This is a genomic window from Tsukamurella ocularis, assembly GCF_024807615.1.
In the GTDB taxonomy this organism is placed as follows: Bacteria; Actinomycetota; Actinomycetes; order Mycobacteriales; family Mycobacteriaceae; genus Tsukamurella; species Tsukamurella ocularis.
The window spans coordinates 605,909-622,808 of the sequence record NZ_JANUCJ010000001.1 but is presented as its reverse complement, the minus strand read 5'-3'; the positions used below and the strand labels follow the sequence as shown (position 1 = coordinate 622,808).

The following is a 16,900-nucleotide window of genomic DNA, read 5'->3' as shown; positions in this document are numbered from 1 at the left end:
TCCACAGGCTGGGCACGGACCGGACGAACCGGACAGGCCTTCGGGTGATGCTCTGCCTATGCGGGGGATCGAGATCGGGATGGCGGTGGCCGACGGTGCGCTGGCCGACAACGTGCGGCGCGCTGCGGCCGCGGCCGCGCGGTCGGTGACGGACATCGACCGGGGCAGGCCCCGCGCGGGCTGGGCTTCGGCCGCGGGGCTGGTACTCGACCTCGCGGCCGCGAAGGCGATGGCCGAGGCCGCCCGGGCGGGGGGCCTTCCGCGCCGCGAGGGCGTGGCGATCGTCGCGGCCGAGGTGGGGATCGCGGAGCTGGCGGCGGCCGTCGAGGTCGGGGCGGCGCAGGTCTTCGTGCTGCCTACGCAGGTGCGCGACCTGGCCCGTTTCCTCGCGGACCGCGAGCAGGACGACGGGGCGCGCTCCCGCGTCGTCGCCGTCGTCGGCGGGCACGGCGGAGCGGGTGCGTCCGTTCTGGCGGCCGCCGTCGCGGTGACGGCGCCGAGCCGAGGCATCACGGCGCTCGCCGTCGACGCGGACCCGTGGGGCGGAGGGCTCGACCTCCTGCTTGGCTGCGCGGACATGCCCGGCCTGCGATGGGGCGACCTGGCTCTGCGCGGCGGGCACGTGCCGTCCGAGGCGCTGGTCGCTGCCCTCCCCGGGCGTGCCGGGGCCGTGGCGGTGCTGTCGGCGGGCGGATCGGTCGCGGCCAGGGCGCGCGACGCCGGGGGCGGGGTCCCGTCGCCCGTGATCCCGGTCGAGGGCCTGCTCGCGGTGATCGACGCGGGCCGCCGCAGCGTGGGCGTGACCGTCGTCGATCTGCCCAGGCGGGACGACCCGGCTACCGCCGCGTGCCTCGAGGTCGCGGACGTGGTGGTCGTCGTCGCCGCTGCCACGGTGCGGGGGTGCGCCGCCGCGCGCACGGTCGCTGACGGGGTGGCGGGACATGCTCGGCAGGTCGGACTGGTGGTGCGCGGTCCCGCGCCGGGCGGCCTCTCGGCACGCGATGTCGAGCAGGCCGTCGGCGTACCGCTGCTGGCGTCGATGCGCCCGCAGCCGGGCCTGGCCGCCCAGCTCGACGACGGTGGCCTGCGGCTGCGTCGGGGTACGCCACTGGCGGTGGCGGCGGGCCGCGTGCTCGACGGTGTGCGGCGAGGTGCGGCGTGACGTCCCCGGACGGCGATCTCCTGGCCCGGGTGCGGGAGCGGCTCGCGCACACGGCCGAGGTGCTCACGCCCGACGTGATGGCGGCTGCGCTCCGCGCCGAATGCGGGGGAGTGCTCGGCGATACGGATCTGCTGGACGGGCTCGCCTACCTCGAGACGGAGCTCGTCGGCGCGGGCCGGCTCGAGCCCCTGCTCGCGGATCCGGACGTCGCGGACGTGCTGGTCTGTGGCCCGCGGAAGGTGTGGGTCGACCGGGGTCGAGGGCTCGAAGCCGCGGGCGTCGTCTTCGAGGACGACGCCGCCGTGCGGCGCCTCGCTGCGCGCCTCGCGCTGGCGGCGGGGCGGCGGCTGGATGACGCGCAGCCCTGGGTGGACGGACATCTCCCCGCCGGGCCGGGCGGCCGCGCGGGGAGCGGGATCCGGCTGCATGCGGTGCTGCCGCCCCTCGCGCACGGAGGCACCTGCATCTCGCTGCGCGTGCTGCGACCGGCCACCCAGACGCTCGACACACTCGTCGACAAGGGGGCGGTGCCCGACGAGGTGGCGGGCCTCGTGCGACGGGTGGTGGCGGCTCGGCTGGCCTTCCTGGTGGTCGGCGGCACGGGCAGCGGCAAGACGACGCTGCTCAACGGCCTGCTAGGTGTTGTGGATCCGGCCGAGCGGGTGCTGTGCGTCGAGGACGCGCACGAGCTCGATCCCGTGCACCCACACGTGGTCTCGCTGCTGGCGCGAGGCGCGAACGTCGAGGGCGTCGGTGAGGTGACGGTGCGGGACCTGGTGCGACAGGCGCTCCGGATGCGGCCCGACCGGATCGTGGTCGGCGAGGTCCGCGGCGCCGAGGTGGTCGATCTGCTCACCGCCCTCAACACCGGCCACGATGGTGGCGCCGGCACCGTCCACGCCAATTCCCCGCGCGAGGTGCCGGCACGCCTGGAGGCCCTGGCGGCGCTCGGAGGTCTGGGCCGGGAGGCGCTCCACGCCCAGCTCGCCGCGGCCTTCCAGGTGGTGTTCGCGGTGCACCGCTGGCCCTCGGGGCTGCGCGGGCTGCGGAGCATCGGCGTCGTCGACCGGGGTGACGACGGCTACGTGCGGGTGCTGCCCGCGTGGGACCGCGAGGGCGGCTTCACGGCGGAGGCGGAGCGCATGCACGCGCTGCTTGCGGAGCGGGGTGTCCCGTGACTGCTGCGATCCTCCTGCTCGCCGCGGCGGCGCTGGCCTGGCCCGGCGGTCCCGCCGCCGCGCGGCTCCGGACGCGGTACGCGCCCGTGGCCTCGCCGGTCGCGCTGCGCTGGGGGTGGCTGGTCGTCGCGGTGCCCCTTGGTGCGCTTCTGATCGGCCCCGGTCAGGCGTTGGCGGCGGCACTCGCCGCGGGAACGGTCCGCGATCTTCGGGCGCGGAATCGCGTCGCGCGGGAGAGGATGTCCCGACTGTCGGCGATCCTCGCCGGCGTGGAGGCGATGGTCGCCGAGCTCTCCGTCGGCGCCCATCCCGCTGCCGCCTGCACCACCGCGGGCCGCGACGCCGACGACTCGCGCGTCCGGGCCGTCTTCGCGGAGATGGCCGGCCGGGCCGAACTCGGCGGCGACGTGGCCATGGGTCTCCGGGCGCACGCGGGGGACAGCTCCGCCTGGTCGCGGATCGCCGCGGCCTGGGAGACGGGCACACGGCACGGCATCGGGATGGGCGAGCTGCTGGCCTCCGTTCGGGAGGACCTGAGGTCGCGCGAGCGGTACGAGCGGAGGGCCCACTCGTCGCTGGCCGGGGCGCGGGCCACGGCGCAGGTGCTCGCCGCCCTGCCGGTCCTCGGCGTGGCGATGGGCCAACTGATCGGCGCCGATCCGCTCGGCACACTGCTGGGCACCGGCGCAGGCGGCATCCTGCTGGTGGTCGGGACGTGCCTGACGTGCGCGGGCCTGCTCTGGTCCCGCGCCATCGCCGACGGTGCCGCCGGATCGGGGGATCGGTCGTGAGCGGGTACGGCCCGCTCGCCGCCGCGCTCGCGTTGCTGGCGGCGGCGCTGCTCGTGTTGCCGGTGGCGGCGCGCTCGGCGGTGGCGGCCACCGCCTCCGGGGAGACGGCGCGGTTGCGCGGGCTGCGACTGCCGCGGCGGGCCGCGGCGCCGGACCCGTTCGAGGCCGCCGCGGCCTACGACCTGTTCGCCGTTTGCCTCCGCGCGGGTATGCCGACCGCCGACGCGGCCCGCGCCACCGCCGCGGGCGCGCCGCCCGCGCTCGCGGAGGTGCTGACCCGCGCGGCGGAACTGCTGGCCCTCGGCTCCGACCCCGAGACCGCGTGGCGGACGGAGTCGGTGGACCCGCAGGTCGTTGGGCTCAGCCGCATGCTCCGACGGTCCGCCCGCGCGGGTTCGTCGCCGGCCGCCGGGCTGGCGGACCTCGCGCGCACCGAACGGGCGCAGGCGGAGGACCGAGCGGTCGCTGCGGGCGAGCGGGCGGGCGTCGCGGTCGCGGGACCGCTCGGGCTGTGCTTCCTACCGGCGTTCGTGTGCCTGGGCATCGTGCCGGTCGTGATGGGACTCGCGGGCAAGGTGCTCGGAGAGGGACTGCTGTAGCGGTCCGACGGAAGGGGGATGGAATGTGGATTCGATTGCGATGCAGGATGACCGAGCTGATGCTGGAGGACGACGGAATGTCGACCGTGGAGTATGCGATCGGCACTATTGCGGCGGCCGCGTTCGGCGCGGTGCTGTACGGGGTCGTCACCGGCGACAACATCGTCAGCGGATTGACGGACATCATCGGCAAGGCGCTGGGTACCTCGACCGGCTAGCGAGCGAGGCGGGCGCGGTCACCGTCGAGGCCGCGTTCGCCGTCGCCAGCCTGATCACCGTTCTGGTGCTCAGTATGGGGGCGGTAGTGGGCGTCACCGCGCACGTGCGGTGCGTGGACGCCGCTCGCGAGGCGGCTCGGCTCAGCGCTCGGGGCGACGACGCGCGGGCCTCCCGCGCGGTCGAGCTGGTCGGCCCGCCTGGCGCGACGTCCTCGGTCAGCCGCGACGGCGACACGGTGACGGTGCAGGTCCGGGCCCCGGTCGCGTTGCTGCCCGGGCTCACGGTCGCCGCTACGGCGGTCGCCGCCGCGGAACCGGGGACGGCGCCGTGACGGCGTACGAGCGTGCGGGCCCTCCGCATCAATGGGCCCGTTCGCTCGGCGGGCGGGACGACGGAGTGGCGACGGTGCTTGCGGCGGTGATGGTCGCCGCAATCGTCGTGGTGGCGGTGATGCTGGTCGACGTGGGTGCCGCCGTCTCCGCTCGCCACCGTGCGCAGGCGGCGGCCGACCTGGCGGCGCTCTCCGGTGCGGCGAGCGCGATCGACGCGGAGGAGGCGTGCGGGGCGGCGGAACGTCTGGCCCGGGCGAACGCGGGATCGCTCCGAGCGTGCGGTGTGGATGGTTTCGCGGTGACGGTGCGCGTGAGCGTCCCGGTCTCCCTGTCGGTCTTCGGACCCGACGAGGCCGTCGCGGTCGCCCGGGCGGGCCCGGAGTGAGCGGCCTCAGCCGCCGAGGAATCCTCAGTCCGAGGCGAGCTCGGACCACGGCCCGGTCGCGGTGATCCGCCGTCGATGAGCACCACCAGCCGGTCGGCCTGGCCAGGACGGTCTGTGCGGACATCGCCCCGATGCCCGACCAGTGCGTTCCGTCCGCCCGCTGCGGCCGACCCTCAGTGCCTGGCGCGGGAGCGCAGTTCGGCGGCGTATCCGCGAGACGACCGCTGATACCGAGAGAGGGAATCGGCGAGCGCATCGATGAGCAGGGCCACCGCGTCGGTGCTGCGGTCCAGGTCGGTCAGGCACAGGGCGCGGAAGATCGCGATCGCCGGGTCCAGCCCGTCGCCTCGGGCAGCGTCGAGCTCGCCGAGCAGTGTGAGCCCGCCCGCTGGGTCGCCCAGGTTGCGTAGCGAGCTCGCGAGTTGGATGGTGGCCTGTCGAGCACGATCGTCGTCCAGCCCGAGTTCCAATGCGCGGCGGTAGCCGCTCACCGCGAGGTCGGGACGCCCCGTCGAATCATCAGCGCCGGCGCGCTCGAACGCGGCGATCGATGAGGGCACGCCCGGTGCGCTGACGATCCGGTCGATGCGGGCGCGTAGGTCGGAGTCCGAGAGTTCCGGCGCGCTGCGCCAGGCGGCGGCCAGGTCGTCCTCGAAGGTCATTCCCGAAACCTAACAGCCCGAAAACTGCGGCGCTGGGGTCGCAGCGCGCACACTGAGTCTCATGGCGTACGACGAGGGGCTGGCGGACAGGATCCGGAACGCGATCGACGGGCAGCCCGGCGTGGTGGAAAAGCGCATGTTCGGCGGGCTGGCGTTCCTCGTCGACGGGCACATGGCGATCGCCGCGAACAGCAAGGGCGAGGCCATGGTGCACCTGGACGCCGACGTCGCCGACGAACTGCTCGGGCCGCACGTGACGCGCACCGTCATGCGGGGGCGCGAGATGCGCGGCTGGCTCGATCTCGATGCGGAGGCGACGGCGTCGGACACCGAGCTCGCGGAGTGGGTGCGGCGCACCGTCGACTACGCGCGGTCGCTGCCGCTCAAATGACTCAACCCGCGGCCACCCCGGCGAGCACCAGGTCGAGCACGAGGACGGCGCCCTCCTTGTCGAGCGGGTCGTTCCCGTTGCCGCACTTGGGCGACTGCACGCACGACGGGCAGCCCGACGGGCACTCGCAGGCGGCGACGGCGTCCCGCGTCGCCACGAGCCACGTCGCCAGGGACTCGTAGCCGCGTTCGGCGAAGCCGGCCCCGCCGGGGTAGCCGTCGTAGACGAAGATCGACGGCAGGCCGGTGTCGTCGTGCAGCGCCGTCGAGAGCCCGCCGATGTCCCACCGGTCGCACGACGCGACCAGCGGCAGCAGCCCGATTGCCGCGTGCTCGGCGGCGTGGAGCGCCCCCGGCCAGCGTTCCGGGACCAGCCCCGCCGATTCGAGCACCTCCGGGGTCAGGGTGATCAGGGCGGCGCGGGTCGCCAACGTGGTCTCCGGCAGGTCCAGCTCGACTGCGTCCAGCACCTCGCCGCTGCGCAGCGTCCGCAGGTAGCCGACCACGCGGCTGGTGACCTCCACGGAGACGAACCGCGCGGTGACGTCGCCCAGCACCTCCGTCGAGTGCACCCCGGTCACATGCACGTCCAGGTCCTCGCGCGCCGACGTGCTCCAGTCCGGCTCCTCCGCGTGCACGAGCGCCAGCCCGTCGTCGAGGTCCAGCTCGTCCACCACGTACGACTCGCCCTGGTGCACGTGCACCGCGCCCTGGTGCACCGTCGAGAGCGCCCGGGTGAAATCGACCGTGCCCAGCAGCCGCCCGGTCGCCTCCTCCACGATGAGGATCTCGCTGCCCGCGCCGCCCCGGATGTTCACGCCCGCATGCGGATCGATCCCGGCGGCCAGGAAGTAGCCGGCGGGCCGTTCGCGCAGCAGCCCGTCGGCCACCAGCCGCCCGACCACGTCCACCGCACCCAGCGACGCCACCTCCGCGCGAGCCAGCGGGATCTCACTCGCCGCGCACAGCAGCTGCGGGCCGAGCACGTACGGGTTCCACGGGTCGGTGATCGTCGCCTCCACCGGCTGCCCCAGCAGCGACTCGGGGTGGTGCACCAGGTAGGTGTCCAGCGGATCGTCGCGGGCGATCAGCAGGATCAGGGAGCCCTGCCCGCGCCGCCCGCTGCGCCCCGCCTGCTGCCAGAACGAGGCGACGGTGCCGGGGAAGCCGGCCATCAGCACCGCGTCCAGGCCCGCGATGTCCACGCCCAGCTCCAACGCGTTCGTCGTCGCCACGCCGAGCAGCGCCCCGTCGTTGAGGCCCTGCTCGAGCCGGCGGCGATCATCCGCGAGGTACCCGGCCCGGTAAGCGGCGATCCGCTCCGCCAGCTCGGGCGTCGCCTCGGCGAGCATCCGCCGGGCCGAGAGCGCGACCGTCTCGGCGGACCGTCGGGACCGGACGAAGGCGAGTGTGCGCGCCCCCTCGACCACCAGGTCGGACAACATCCGCGCCGCCTCCGTGGTGGCGGGGCGCCGCACGGGCGCCCCGTTCTCACCCTCCAGGTCGGGCAGCAGCGGCGGCTCCCACAGGGCGACGGTCCGCGGTCCGTGCGGGGACGAATCCTCGGTGACGGCAACGCAGTCCGCGCCGATGAGCCGCGACGCCGCGCCCGCCGGATCGGACGTGGTCGCGGACGCGCAGATCACCGTGGGGGTGCTGCCGTACTTCGCGGCCACCCGCAGTAGGCGCCGCAGGACGAGGGCGGTGTGCGAGCCGAAGACCCCGCGGTAGTGATGGCACTCGTCGACCACCACGTACCGCAAGCCGCGCAGGAACCGGGCCCACTTCGCGTGCCGCGGAAGCAGTCCCACGTGCAGCATGTCCGGGTTGGTGAACACCCACCGGCTGTCGGAGCGCGCCCACCGCCGCATCTCCTGCGAGGTGTCGCCGTCGTACATGGCGGGCGAGGCGTCGTTCGGGCCGTAGTCGGTGGTCAGGCGCACCGCGGCCCGGTGCTGGTCCGTGCCGAGGGCCTTCGTCGGCGACAGGTACAGCACCGTCGCCCGGGGGTCCTCGGTGAGCGTCGCGAGCACCGGCAGCTGGTAGGCGAGGGACTTGCCGGAGGCGGTCCCCGTCGAGATCACGACATGCCGCCCCGCGTGGGCGTGCTCCGCGGCCGCCGCCTGGTGCCGCCAGGGCTCCCGGACGCCCTCTTCGATGAGTCCCTCTCGCACCCGCGGCGGGACCCACTCGGGCCACGGGGCGAATTCGGCTCGGCGTGACGGGATATCCGCCACGTGGGTGAGGCTCTCGGTACCGGAGCCCGAGCCGGCCATCACACGGGCCAGTAGCTCCCTGCCGAAGGTGTTGTGTTCCACCGTGATAGCCCCCGCATCGACCCGGCGTCCGCATGGCCGCAGGGACGGTGGACGCGCTGGTCGACCAGTCTAGCCGCGCCGAGAACGGACCGTCGTCCGGTGGGACGGCGGGTGAACGGAAGGCGAAATCGCGCCGCCCGCTGTCGCTCGATGGGAAATCGTGATTGACTGTAAGCGGTCGCAGCTCCCGCCGGGGGTCCGAAGGGACCATCGGGGGATCGATGTTGCGGGCGTGGTACTGAAGGTTTTTGTGTGCGGTCTCCGCAAACGGCTCCAGAAAGTATGGCGGCCGGAACCGGCCAGGAATCGCGCCCCACAGGGGGAACGGTTCCTACACCGGTAGGTAGACAAGTTAGGAAACATCTCAATGGCACAGGGAACTGTGAAGTGGTTCAACGCGGAGAAGGGCTTCGGCTTCATCGCACCGGCCGACGGCTCGGATGACGTGTTCGTCCACTACTCGGAGATCCAGGGCAACGGCTTCCGTACCCTCGAGGAGAACCAGCTCGTGGAGTTCGAGGTCGGCCAGGGCACCAAGGGCCCGCAGGCCACCGGCGTCCGCGCTCTCTAAGAAACCTCGCACCACGCGATACGAGTTTCTCGCAGCACCCCTCCGCCTTCGGGTGGAGGGGTGCTGTGCATTTCCCGGCCGTTCGCCACGACTGCAGTGCGGCCCACTTCCGGCTCGTTCGCCGTGTCGACGGCGTCGCCGCACCACGGCCCTCTAGGCTCATCACGTGTCCCAACTGTCACTCTTCTCCGCCGAGCAGACCGAGCCGTCGCCCCGCGACCTCGCTGGTCTGCTCGCGACGACGGGGCAGATCGTGCAGGTGGGCGGTAGTGCACGCGTGTCCGTCGTCGTCCCCGACCCGTGGCGCGCCGAGGCGATCGCCGTGATGATCGAGGAGGCCGGCCTGCGGCCGCAGCTCGACACCTCCGAGGAGGGGAATCCGCTGGTCCGGACCCTCGCGGCCCCGGAACTGCAGCCGATGGCCGTCGCCTGGACGCGTGGCGCGGCCAAGACGGCACCGTCGACCTGGGTCCCCGGCCCGCGCGCGCTGCGGGCCTGGGCGCTCGCGGGAGGCGACGTGGACGGCGTGCACTACCTCCTCGCGCTCGACCAGCATGCGCCGGAGAGCGCGCCCGTCCTCGCGACCGCCCTCATGCGCGCCGGCGTTGCGCCCACCCTGGTGGGTACGCGAGGGACGAAACCGGCGCTGCGGGTATCCGGGCACCGTCGCCTCCTGCGGCTGCGGGAGAGCATCGGCGACCCGCCCGCGCACGCCGACGCGGCCGCACACTGGCCGCAGCCCTGAGGGCAGGATCGGACCCGTCCGGAGGAATCCGTGAGGCGTGCAGCGGCCCCTGTATATAAGGTGGGGCCCGAGGTGCGGCAGAATGAGCACCGGAGTGGCCGCCTACGTCGGAAGTGACGTGAGGGGTCGAGGTGGTGACACAGGTGCCACCGGAACAGATCAGGAGGGTCCATGGCGGCACGAGGGAAGGCAGCAGCTGGAGACGGCCTGCATCGCCTGGTGATCGTGGAGTCTCCTGCGAAGGGCAAGAAGATCGGCGACTTCCTCGGCCCGAACTACACGGTCCGCGCGTCGATGGGCCACATCCGCGACCTTCCGAGCCGCGATAACCCGCTGCCCGAGGCCGACCAGGGCAAGCCCTGGGCCCGCCTCGGCGTCGACGTGGACCACGAGTTCGAGGCCCACTACGTCACGTCCGCCAGCAAGCGCTCCACCGTGTCCGAGCTGAAGTCCCTGCTCAAGCAGGCCGACGAGCTTTACCTCGCGACGGACGGTGACCGCGAGGGCGAGGCCATCGCATGGCACCTGCAGGAGGTGCTCAAGCCCAAGGTCCCGGTCAAGCGGATGGTCTTTCACGAGATCACCCAGCAGGCCATCCAGGCCGCGGCGGATGAGCCGCGCGAGCTCGACATGAACCTCGTCGACGCGCAGGAGACCCGCCGCATCCTCGACCGCCTCTATGGCTACGAGGTCAGCCCCGTGCTGTGGCGCAAGGTCAACCAGGGCCTGTCCGCCGGGCGTGTCCAGTCCGTCGCGACCCGCATCATCGTCGACCGCGAGCGCGAGCGCATCGCCTTCCGCACCGCCGGGTACTGGGACATCGCCGCGCAGCTCGACGCCGGCGCGCAGGCCTCCCCGCGCACTTTCGGCGCGCGCCTCGTGACCGTCGACGGCGACCGCGTCGCCACCGGCCGCGACTTCGACGCGCAGGGGCAGCTCAAGAAGCCCACCGGGATCACCGTGCTCGACGGTGCCCGGGCGAACGCCCTGGTGGCCGGCCTGCAGGGTGCGAGCCTGACGGTGACCTCCGTCGAGGAGAAGCCGTACACCCGCAAGCCCTACGCGCCGTTCATGACCTCGACCCTGCAGCAGGAGGCGAGCCGCAAGCTGCGGTTCAACACCGACCGCACCATGCAGATCGCGCAACGCCTCTACGAGGGCGGATACATCACTTACATGCGTACGGACTCGACCACGCTGTCGGAGACCGCGATCACCGCGGCCCGCGAGCAGGCCGGGCAGCTGTACGGCCCCGAGTTCGTGCATCCGACCCCGCGGCAGTACACCCGCAAGGTCAAGAACGCGCAGGAGGCCCACGAGGCGATCCGCCCCGCGGGCGAGACCTTCCAGACGCCGGGCGCGCTGGCGTCGGTGCTGAACAGCGACGAGTTCCGGCTCTACGAGCTGATCTGGCAGCGCACCGTCGCCTCGCAGATGGCCGACGTCAAGGGCACCACGCTCAGCCTGCGCATCGGCGGAGCGGCTTCGACCGGCGAGAGCGTCGAGTTCGCCGCCTCGGGCCGGACCATTACCTTCCCCGGCTTCCTCTCCGCGTATGTCGAGACCGTCGACGACCAGGCCGGCGGCGAGGCCGACGACGCCGAGTCACGGCTCCCGCAGCTGGTCAAGGGCCAGGCCATCACCGCCGCCGAGCTGGCCGCCGCCGACCACGTCACCAGCCCGCCCGCCCGCTACACCGAGGCCTCCCTGGTCAAGACCCTCGAAGAGCTGGGCATCGGCCGACCGTCGACCTACGCCTCGATCATCAAGACCATCCAGGACCGCGGCTACGTCGTGAAGAAGGGCAACGCCCTCGTCCCGCAGTGGGTGGCGTTCGCGGTGATCGGCCTGCTCGAGGGCCACTTCGGCGGCCTCGTCGACTACAACTTCACCGCGTCGATGGAAGACGATCTCGACGAGATCGCCGGCGGCCGCGAGGGCCGCGTCGACTGGCTCACCCGGTTCTACTTCGGCGACGGCGGGCCCGAGGGAGACGGGGCCGCAGTCGCCGGTGCCGACGGCCCCGGCCCGGACAGTCCCGGCCTGAAGAACCTCGTCGCCGCGAACCTCGATGCCATCGACGCGCGCGCGGTCAACTCGATCCCGCTCTACACCGACCCGGACGGCAACGTCGTCTACGTGCGCGTGGGCCGCTACGGCCCGTATCTGGAGCGCACCGTCACCGGCGAGAAGGGTGAGCCCGAGGTCCAGCGCGCCAACATCCTGGCGTCGATGACTCCCGACGAGCTGACCGAGGAGGTCGCGGAGAAGCTGTTCGCGACTCCGCAGGACGGTCGCCCGCTGGGTATCGACCCGGCGACGGGGCACGAGATCGTCGCCAAGGAGGGCCGCTTCGGCCCGTACGTCACCGAGATCCTGCCGGAGCCCGAGAAGGATTCCGAGGCGGAGGACCTGGACGCCGAGGCCGCGAAGCCCAAGACCCGCAAGAAGAAGGCCGATGCGCCCAAGCCGCGCACCGGCTCGCTGCTCAAGACCATGGACGTCGAGACCGTGACCCTCGAGGACGCGCTGCGACTGCTCTCGCTGCCCCGCGTCGTGGGCGTCGATCCCGAGTCCAAGGAGGAGATCACCGCCCAGAACGGCCGCTACGGGCCGTACCTGAAGAAGGGCACCGACTCCCGCTCGCTGGCGACCGAGGACCAGATGTTCACGGTGACCCTCGAGGAGGCGCTCAAGCTGTACGCGGAGCCCAAGCGACGGGGTCGCGGTGCCGCCGCCGCGCCGCCGCTGCGCGAGCTGGGCAACGACCCCGTCTCCGGCACCGCGATGGTGATCAAGGACGGCCGGTTCGGTCCGTACGTCACCGACGGCGAGACCAATGCCTCGCTCCGGAAGGGCGACGAGGTCGCGACCATCACCGACGAGCGCGCTTCCGAGCTGCTCGCCGACCGTCGCGCCCGGGGTCCGGTGAAGAAGAAGGCCACCAAGAAGGCGGCGGCCAAGAAGGCGCCCGTCAAGAAGGCACCGGCCAAGAAGGCCGCCGCGAAGAAGACGGCGGCCAAGAAGACCGTCGCGAAGAAGACTGTCGCCAAGAAGACCACGCCCGCGAAGAAGGCGCCCGCCGCGGCGCCCGCGGACGAGACCGTCTGATCAGTCGTCGACGGGGCGCGCCAGCCGCGTGAGCTGGCCGCGCCCGCGCAGCTCGATGGCCTCGCCGAGCACCCATAGGGCCTGCTCGGCAGGCGTCGCGGCCTCGACGGCGCGCCCGGCGGCGAGCAGCGACGAGGGCTCGGACTTCGCGATCTCGGTGATCCGCGCTGCCTCGTTAACCGGGTCGCCGATCACGGTGTATTCGAACCGGGCCTTCGCGCCGATGTGTCCGGCGACCACCTGACCGGCGGAGACGCCGATGCCGAAGCCGGTGCCGCCGAGCACGTCGCCGAGCTGGATCCGCATCTCGCGGGCCGCGGCCAGCGCGGCGCCCGCGGCGTCCGGGTGCGGGAGCGGGGCGCCGAAGATGGCCAGCGCCGCGTCGCCCTGGAACTTGTTGACGAAGCCGCCGTGCAGGTCGACGAGGTCGACGACCACCTTGAAGAAGTCGTTGAGGAGGTCCACGACGGCGGCGGGTTCCTCGGTGACGGCGATCTTCGTCGAGCCCACGAGGTCGACGAACAGCACGCTGACTTCGTTGACCTCGCCGCCCAGGTGCGTGCCGTGCTCGAGGGCCTGTCGCGCGACGTCCTGTCCGACGTACCGGCCGAACATGTCGCGCATCCGCTGCCGCTCGGCCAGGTCGTGCACCATGTCGTTGAAGCCGGCTTGCAGCAGCCCCAGCTCGCTGGAGTCGTAGATCTTCACGGACGCGGAGAAGTCGCCGTCGCGGACCTTGCGCTGCGCCTGGAAGAGGTCGCGGATCGGGTCGCCGATGGACTTCGCGGCACGGACCGTGCCGAGCAGGCCCGCGCCGAGCGCCACCACCGACAGCAACAGCACCGGATTGACCAGCGTCGGGGCTTCCGGGTCGATGATGCCCGTCTCCTGCGACAGGATGACCATGATGATGCCGACGATCGGTGTGGCTGTGCCGAGGACCCAGCTGAGCAGGATGCGGGTGGTCACCGACAGGCCCGCGGAGCCCTGCGGCTCCTGCGCCAGCGCCGCGACCGTGATGGGCCGCAGCACCCGCTCCGTCTGCATGTAGCTGAGCGCGCACGTCGTGGTGGCGCCCAGCAGCACGGTCACCGCCACCACGATCCGGATGCCGCCCGGCGAGTTGTAGTTGATCACCACGAAGATGGCGCCGCCGATGAGCCAGAAGATCGCTTGCATGAGGGCCATCCGCAGCGGAATGGCGAGGGCGCGCCGGGAGATCTTGGGGTCGTACGGGGCGCTGCGCCGGTGCCAGCGCAGCACGGGGAGCACCAGTTTGAGCCCGATCAGCATGCCGAGCACGCTCGCGACCACCAGGTAGGTGATGAAGACCAGCAGGTTGACGCCGCTGATCTCCTGCAGCTGCACGGACTGCTGCACGGGCAGCGCGAACCGGAGGAAACCGAAGACGAAGACGGCACCCAGGATGTTCGACCGCAGGATGTCCAGCGCGAAGATCGGCCAGGGGGTCCTGGCGAGCCACCGCGCCAGTCGCATAGCGCGACTGAGTCTGCTGTTCGGTGCTGCCACCGCTCCAACTTAGCGTGCGCTTGGCATCGGACGGGAGGGCTAGGGTGTGGGGGTGAGCTCAGTGTTCGATCGCCTGGTGGGGCAGGAAGCGGTGGTGGTGGGCCTGCGCGCCGCCGCGGACGCCGCGCGTGAGGTCGTCGCGAGCGGGGGCACCGTCGCCGATCTGGCGGGATCGTCCATGACGCACGCCTGGCTGTTCACGGGCCCGCCCGGCTCGGGGCGGTCGGTTGCGGCCCGCGCGCTCGCCGCCGCACTGCAGTGCGACGATCCCGACGAGCCCGGTTGCGGCCGCTGCCGCGCCTGCACGACGGTGCTGGCCGGCACTCACGCCGACGTGCGCGCTATCGCCCCCGACGGGCTGTCCATCGCCGTCAAGCAGATGCGCGAGGTGGTGGCCGACGCGTCGCGGCGGCCGTCCGTCGGGCACTGGCAGATCGTGCTCATCGAGGACGCCGACCGGCTCACCGAGCAAGCCGGCAATGCGCTGCTGAAGATGGTCGAGGAGCCTCCCGCGCAGACGATCGTGCTGCTGTGCGCGCCGACCGTCGACCCGGAGGACATCTCCGTCACGCTGAAGTCCCGGTGCCGCCACGTGCCGCTCGTCACGCCGTCGGCGCCCGCGATCGAGGCCGTACTGGAGCGGGACGGTATCGACGCCGAGCGCGCGGCCTGGGCGGCGGGCGTTGCGGGTGGACACGTCGGGCGGGCCAAGCGCCTCGCGACGGACCCGGAGGCGCAGAAGCAGCGCAAGCAGGCACTCAGCCTGGCGCGGGCGGCCACGTCCGAGGGCGTCTACGGCGTCGTCGAGCAGTTGCTGCGCGACGCGGAGAGCACCGCCAAGGAACTCAACGCCGACCTCAACGAGAGGGAGACCGAGGACCTCAAGACGGCGCTCGGCGCCGGCGGCGTGGGCCGCGGCACCGCGGGCGTGATGCGCGGATCGGCCGGGCAGCTCAAGGACCTGGAGAAACGGCAGAAGGCCCGCGGCACCCGCGCGGTGCGTGACGCCCTTGACCGCGCCCTCATCGACCTCGCTGCGCTTTTCCGTGACGCGCTGGTGCAGGGCGCGGGAGCGCAGGTCACGCTCATGCACCCCGACGAGGCCGAGCAGACCCGCCGGCTCGCCGGGTACGCCCGGCCCGAGGGATTGCTGCGCTGCGTCGAATCGGTCCTTCAGTGCCGCGAGGCCATCGACCTCAACGTCAAGCCCGTCGTCGCCCTGGACGCGATGGCCGCGGGCGTCTCGTCGGCGCTCCGGGAGAACCGCCGCTAGTCGCCCTTGAGCTGCACCTGCTCGAGGGTCGTCGACCACTGGCCGTTGTCGACCTTGACCAGCCCGGTGATCCACACCAGCACGTACTTCGACGACGGTGCGTCGCTCGCGGTGAACTCCGTATCGCCGTTCGACAGGGTCCCGCTCCACACCTGCTGCGTGTCGTCGATCGAGCTCGGCGACGCCGAGTCCGCTATCCGGATCTCTACCGTCGAGCCCGAGCTCGGCGAGGTGATGATGCCGGAGGTGATCCTCGTCGCCTGGTCCAGGGTGATGAGCAGCCCCGTGCCCTGCTTGAGACCGCCGAAGCCGGGGCCGGAGAAGTAGTAGTCGGTGCGCCACGAGGGTTTGTCCCCGGTGAGCACGTTCGCGGCGCTGGAGGACTTCTCCGCGCCGCCCTGGAAGTACAGCTGCTTGACCGAGGAGGCGGTCACCGTCGAACCTCCCCCGGACCCGCCCAGGTCGCCGATGGACGGCGTGACCAGGTAGACGACGCCCGCGGCGAGGGCGATGATGACGACGGCGGCGAGCGCCGCGACGGCCCGGCCCCACCTGCGGGGCGGCGCGGGCGGGGGCGCGACGGGCCCCTCCTGCCGCGCGGAGGCGGGCAGCTGCTCGGCGCGGGTGGGTGCCGGTTGGGCCGCGGTGTGCGGGCCGGGGTACTCGCCGGTCGGGACGTACTGCCCCGTCGGCGGCCCCGGGTAGGGCGCGGTGCCGGGACCGGCGTGGGCGCCCGTGTGCTCGCCCGGGTACGCGGGCTGCTGGGCGGTGCCGGCCGGGATCGACGACGGTGCCTCCCCGCGCAGCCCGGCGACGAACTCCGCGCACGTGGCGTAGCGGTCCTCGGGGCGCTTGGCGAGGGCCCTGCGGAAGACGGCGTCGAGATGGCCCGGCAGCGACGGGTTACGGGCGGTGATCTTCGGTGCGGGCTGGTTCAGGTGCGCCGCGATCACGGCGGCGGGGGAGTCTCCGGGGAAGGGCGGCTCGCCCGTCAGCAGCTCGAAGACGGTGCAGCCGAGCGAGTAGAGGTCGGCCCGGTTGTCGAGGATCTTGTTGTCGAAGGCCTCGGGCGACATGTACGACATGGTCCCGACCGTGATGCCGGTCGACGTGACGCCCACCGCGTCGCCCGCGGCCTTGGCGATGCCGAAGTCGGCGAGCTTGACCTGTGGCGCACCGTCGGAATCGAAGGCGACGAGGATGTTGGCGGGCTTGACGTCGCGGTGGGTGATGTTCGCGCGACGGTAGGCGTAGTCGAGGGCGGCGCCGGCACCGTCGGCGATGTCGATCGCGAGCGACAGTGGCATCGGGCCTCGCTCGGCGATCATCCGCGCAGTGTCGGGACCGGCGACGTACTCCATCGTGATCCACAGCCGACCGTCGACCTCGCCGCGGTCGTAGAGGTGGATGATGTTGCGGTGGTTGAGCTGCGCGAGGACATAGGCCTCGCGGTCGAACCGCGCCTTGTACTGCGGGTTGCTGCTGACGGAGGTGTGCAGCAGCTTCAGCGCGTCCTGCCGGGGCAGGCGCGGGTGCTGGACCAGGTAGACCTCGCCCATTCCGCCGCCGCCGAGCTTGCGGACCACCCGGTAGCCCGCGATCTGCTGCTCGTTCATCCGCTCCCTCAAACGCGT

General features: G+C 72.6%; 16 protein-coding genes. 12 read left to right on the top strand and 4 right to left on the bottom strand.

Annotated elements, in window-relative coordinates; genetic code table 11:
* Positions 1-58 precede the first annotated feature (58 nt).
* The 7 genes from ssd to HNP44_RS03080 are packed head-to-tail and all read left to right on the top strand — an operon-like array spanning position 59 to position 4,666.
* A complete protein-coding gene (gene ssd / locus HNP44_RS03110) occupies positions 59-1,162 on the top strand; it encodes a septum site-determining protein Ssd (protein WP_259141506.1) in 1,104 nt (367 codons plus the stop codon).
* Positions 1,159-2,340 (top strand): TadA family conjugal transfer-associated ATPase, encoded by a 1,182-nt coding sequence (locus HNP44_RS03105; protein WP_259141507.1) that lies wholly within the window; start codon positions 1,159-1,161, stop codon positions 2,338-2,340. The genes ssd and HNP44_RS03105 overlap by 4 nt, the downstream gene beginning before the upstream one ends.
* Positions 2,337-3,131, top strand: a complete 795-nt coding sequence (locus HNP44_RS03100) for a type II secretion system F family protein (RefSeq protein WP_259141508.1) — start codon at positions 2,337-2,339, stop codon at positions 3,129-3,131. Before HNP44_RS03105 ends, HNP44_RS03100 begins: the two co-directional genes overlap by 4 nt.
* On the top strand, positions 3,128-3,730 hold the full coding sequence (locus HNP44_RS03095; protein ID WP_259141509.1) for a type II secretion system F family protein: 603 nt from the start codon (positions 3,128-3,130) through the stop codon (positions 3,728-3,730). The genes HNP44_RS03100 and HNP44_RS03095 overlap by 4 nt, the downstream gene beginning before the upstream one ends.
* A 23-nt stretch (positions 3,731-3,753) precedes the next feature.
* The gene (locus HNP44_RS03090) at positions 3,754-3,948 is read left to right on the top strand and encodes a DUF4244 domain-containing protein (protein ID WP_224648440.1); all 195 of its coding nucleotides are present in this window, start codon (positions 3,754-3,756) and stop codon (positions 3,946-3,948) included.
* Entirely contained in the window at positions 3,903-4,280 is a 378-nt protein-coding gene (locus tag HNP44_RS03085) for a TadE family type IV pilus minor pilin (RefSeq protein ID WP_310437660.1), read from the top strand. Before HNP44_RS03090 ends, HNP44_RS03085 begins: the two co-directional genes overlap by 46 nt.
* On the top strand, positions 4,277-4,666 hold the full coding sequence (locus HNP44_RS03080; RefSeq protein WP_259141511.1) for an Rv3654c family TadE-like protein: 390 nt from the start codon (positions 4,277-4,279) through the stop codon (positions 4,664-4,666). The genes HNP44_RS03085 and HNP44_RS03080 overlap by 4 nt, the downstream gene beginning before the upstream one ends.
* A 173-nt stretch (positions 4,667-4,839) precedes the next feature.
* Here HNP44_RS03080 and HNP44_RS03075 read toward each other — a convergent pair whose 3' ends face one another.
* Positions 4,840-5,328, bottom strand: coding sequence for a tetratricopeptide repeat protein (locus HNP44_RS03075; protein WP_259141512.1), 489 nt, complete (start codon positions 5,326-5,328; stop codon positions 4,840-4,842).
* Positions 5,329-5,389: 61 nt separating this feature from the next.
* On the opposite strand from HNP44_RS03075, the gene HNP44_RS03070 reads away from it, so the two are divergent.
* Positions 5,390-5,719, top strand: a complete 330-nt coding sequence (locus HNP44_RS03070; protein ID WP_259141513.1) for a TfoX/Sxy family protein — start codon at positions 5,390-5,392, stop codon at positions 5,717-5,719.
* A 1-nt stretch (position 5,720) separates the two neighbouring features.
* Here the strand turns inward: HNP44_RS03070 and HNP44_RS03065 are convergent, their stop codons facing one another.
* The gene (locus HNP44_RS03065) at positions 5,721-8,036 is read right to left on the bottom strand and encodes a DEAD/DEAH box helicase (protein WP_259141514.1); all 2,316 of its coding nucleotides are present in this window, start codon (positions 8,034-8,036) and stop codon (positions 5,721-5,723) included.
* 367 nt (positions 8,037-8,403) lie between these two features.
* On the opposite strand from HNP44_RS03065, the gene HNP44_RS03060 reads away from it, so the two are divergent.
* The 3 genes from HNP44_RS03060 to topA all read left to right on the top strand — a co-directional run bounded on the left by HNP44_RS03060 (position 8,404) and on the right by topA (position 12,463).
* Positions 8,404-8,607: a cold-shock protein gene (locus HNP44_RS03060; protein WP_068523077.1), complete on the top strand. Its 204-nt coding sequence runs from the start codon at positions 8,404-8,406 to the stop codon at positions 8,605-8,607.
* Positions 8,608-8,773: 166 nt separating this feature from the next.
* Positions 8,774-9,352, top strand: a complete 579-nt coding sequence (locus HNP44_RS03055; protein ID WP_259141515.1) for a hypothetical protein — start codon at positions 8,774-8,776, stop codon at positions 9,350-9,352.
* 171 nt (positions 9,353-9,523) lie between these two features.
* Positions 9,524-12,463 (top strand): type I DNA topoisomerase, encoded by a 2,940-nt coding sequence (topA, locus tag HNP44_RS03050; protein ID WP_259141517.1) that lies wholly within the window; start codon positions 9,524-9,526, stop codon positions 12,461-12,463.
* Here topA and HNP44_RS03045 read toward each other — a convergent pair whose 3' ends face one another.
* Positions 12,464-13,993, bottom strand: coding sequence for an adenylate/guanylate cyclase domain-containing protein (locus HNP44_RS03045; RefSeq protein ID WP_310437652.1), 1,530 nt, complete (start codon positions 13,991-13,993; stop codon positions 12,464-12,466). It abuts the gene before it with no gap.
* Positions 13,994-14,045: 52 nt separating this feature from the next.
* Here HNP44_RS03045 and HNP44_RS03040 point away from each other — a divergent pair, with 52 nt between their 5' ends.
* Positions 14,046-15,266: a DNA polymerase III subunit delta' gene (locus tag HNP44_RS03040; protein ID WP_259141518.1), complete on the top strand. Its 1,221-nt coding sequence runs from the start codon at positions 14,046-14,048 to the stop codon at positions 15,264-15,266.
* Here HNP44_RS03040 and HNP44_RS03035 read toward each other — a convergent pair.
* Complete coding sequence (locus HNP44_RS03035) at positions 15,263-16,882, bottom strand: serine/threonine-protein kinase (protein ID WP_259141519.1); 1,620 nt, start codon at positions 16,880-16,882, stop codon at positions 15,263-15,265. The genes HNP44_RS03040 and HNP44_RS03035 overlap by 4 nt on opposite strands.
* Positions 16,883-16,900 lie beyond the last annotated feature (18 nt).

Excerpts from the sequence above, each read along its gene's own strand:
- HNP44_RS03075 (WP_259141512.1), bottom strand. The coding sequence starts at position 5,328 with ATGACCTTCGAGGACGACCTGGCCGCCGCCTGGCGCAGCGCGCCGGAA.
- HNP44_RS03060 (WP_068523077.1), top strand. The coding sequence starts at position 8,404 with ATGGCACAGGGAACTGTGAAGTGGTTCAACGCGGAGAAGGGCTTCGGC.
- topA (WP_259141517.1), top strand. The coding sequence starts at position 9,524 with ATGGCGGCACGAGGGAAGGCAGCAGCTGGAGACGGCCTGCATCGCCTG.
- HNP44_RS03090 (WP_224648440.1), top strand. The coding sequence starts at position 3,754 with ATGTGGATTCGATTGCGATGCAGGATGACCGAGCTGATGCTGGAGGAC.
- ssd (WP_259141506.1), top strand. The coding sequence starts at position 59 with ATGCGGGGGATCGAGATCGGGATGGCGGTGGCCGACGGTGCGCTGGCC.
- HNP44_RS03070 (WP_259141513.1), top strand. The coding sequence starts at position 5,390 with ATGGCGTACGACGAGGGGCTGGCGGACAGGATCCGGAACGCGATCGAC.
- HNP44_RS03035 (WP_259141519.1), bottom strand. The coding sequence starts at position 16,882 with ATGAACGAGCAGCAGATCGCGGGCTACCGGGTGGTCCGCAAGCTCGGC.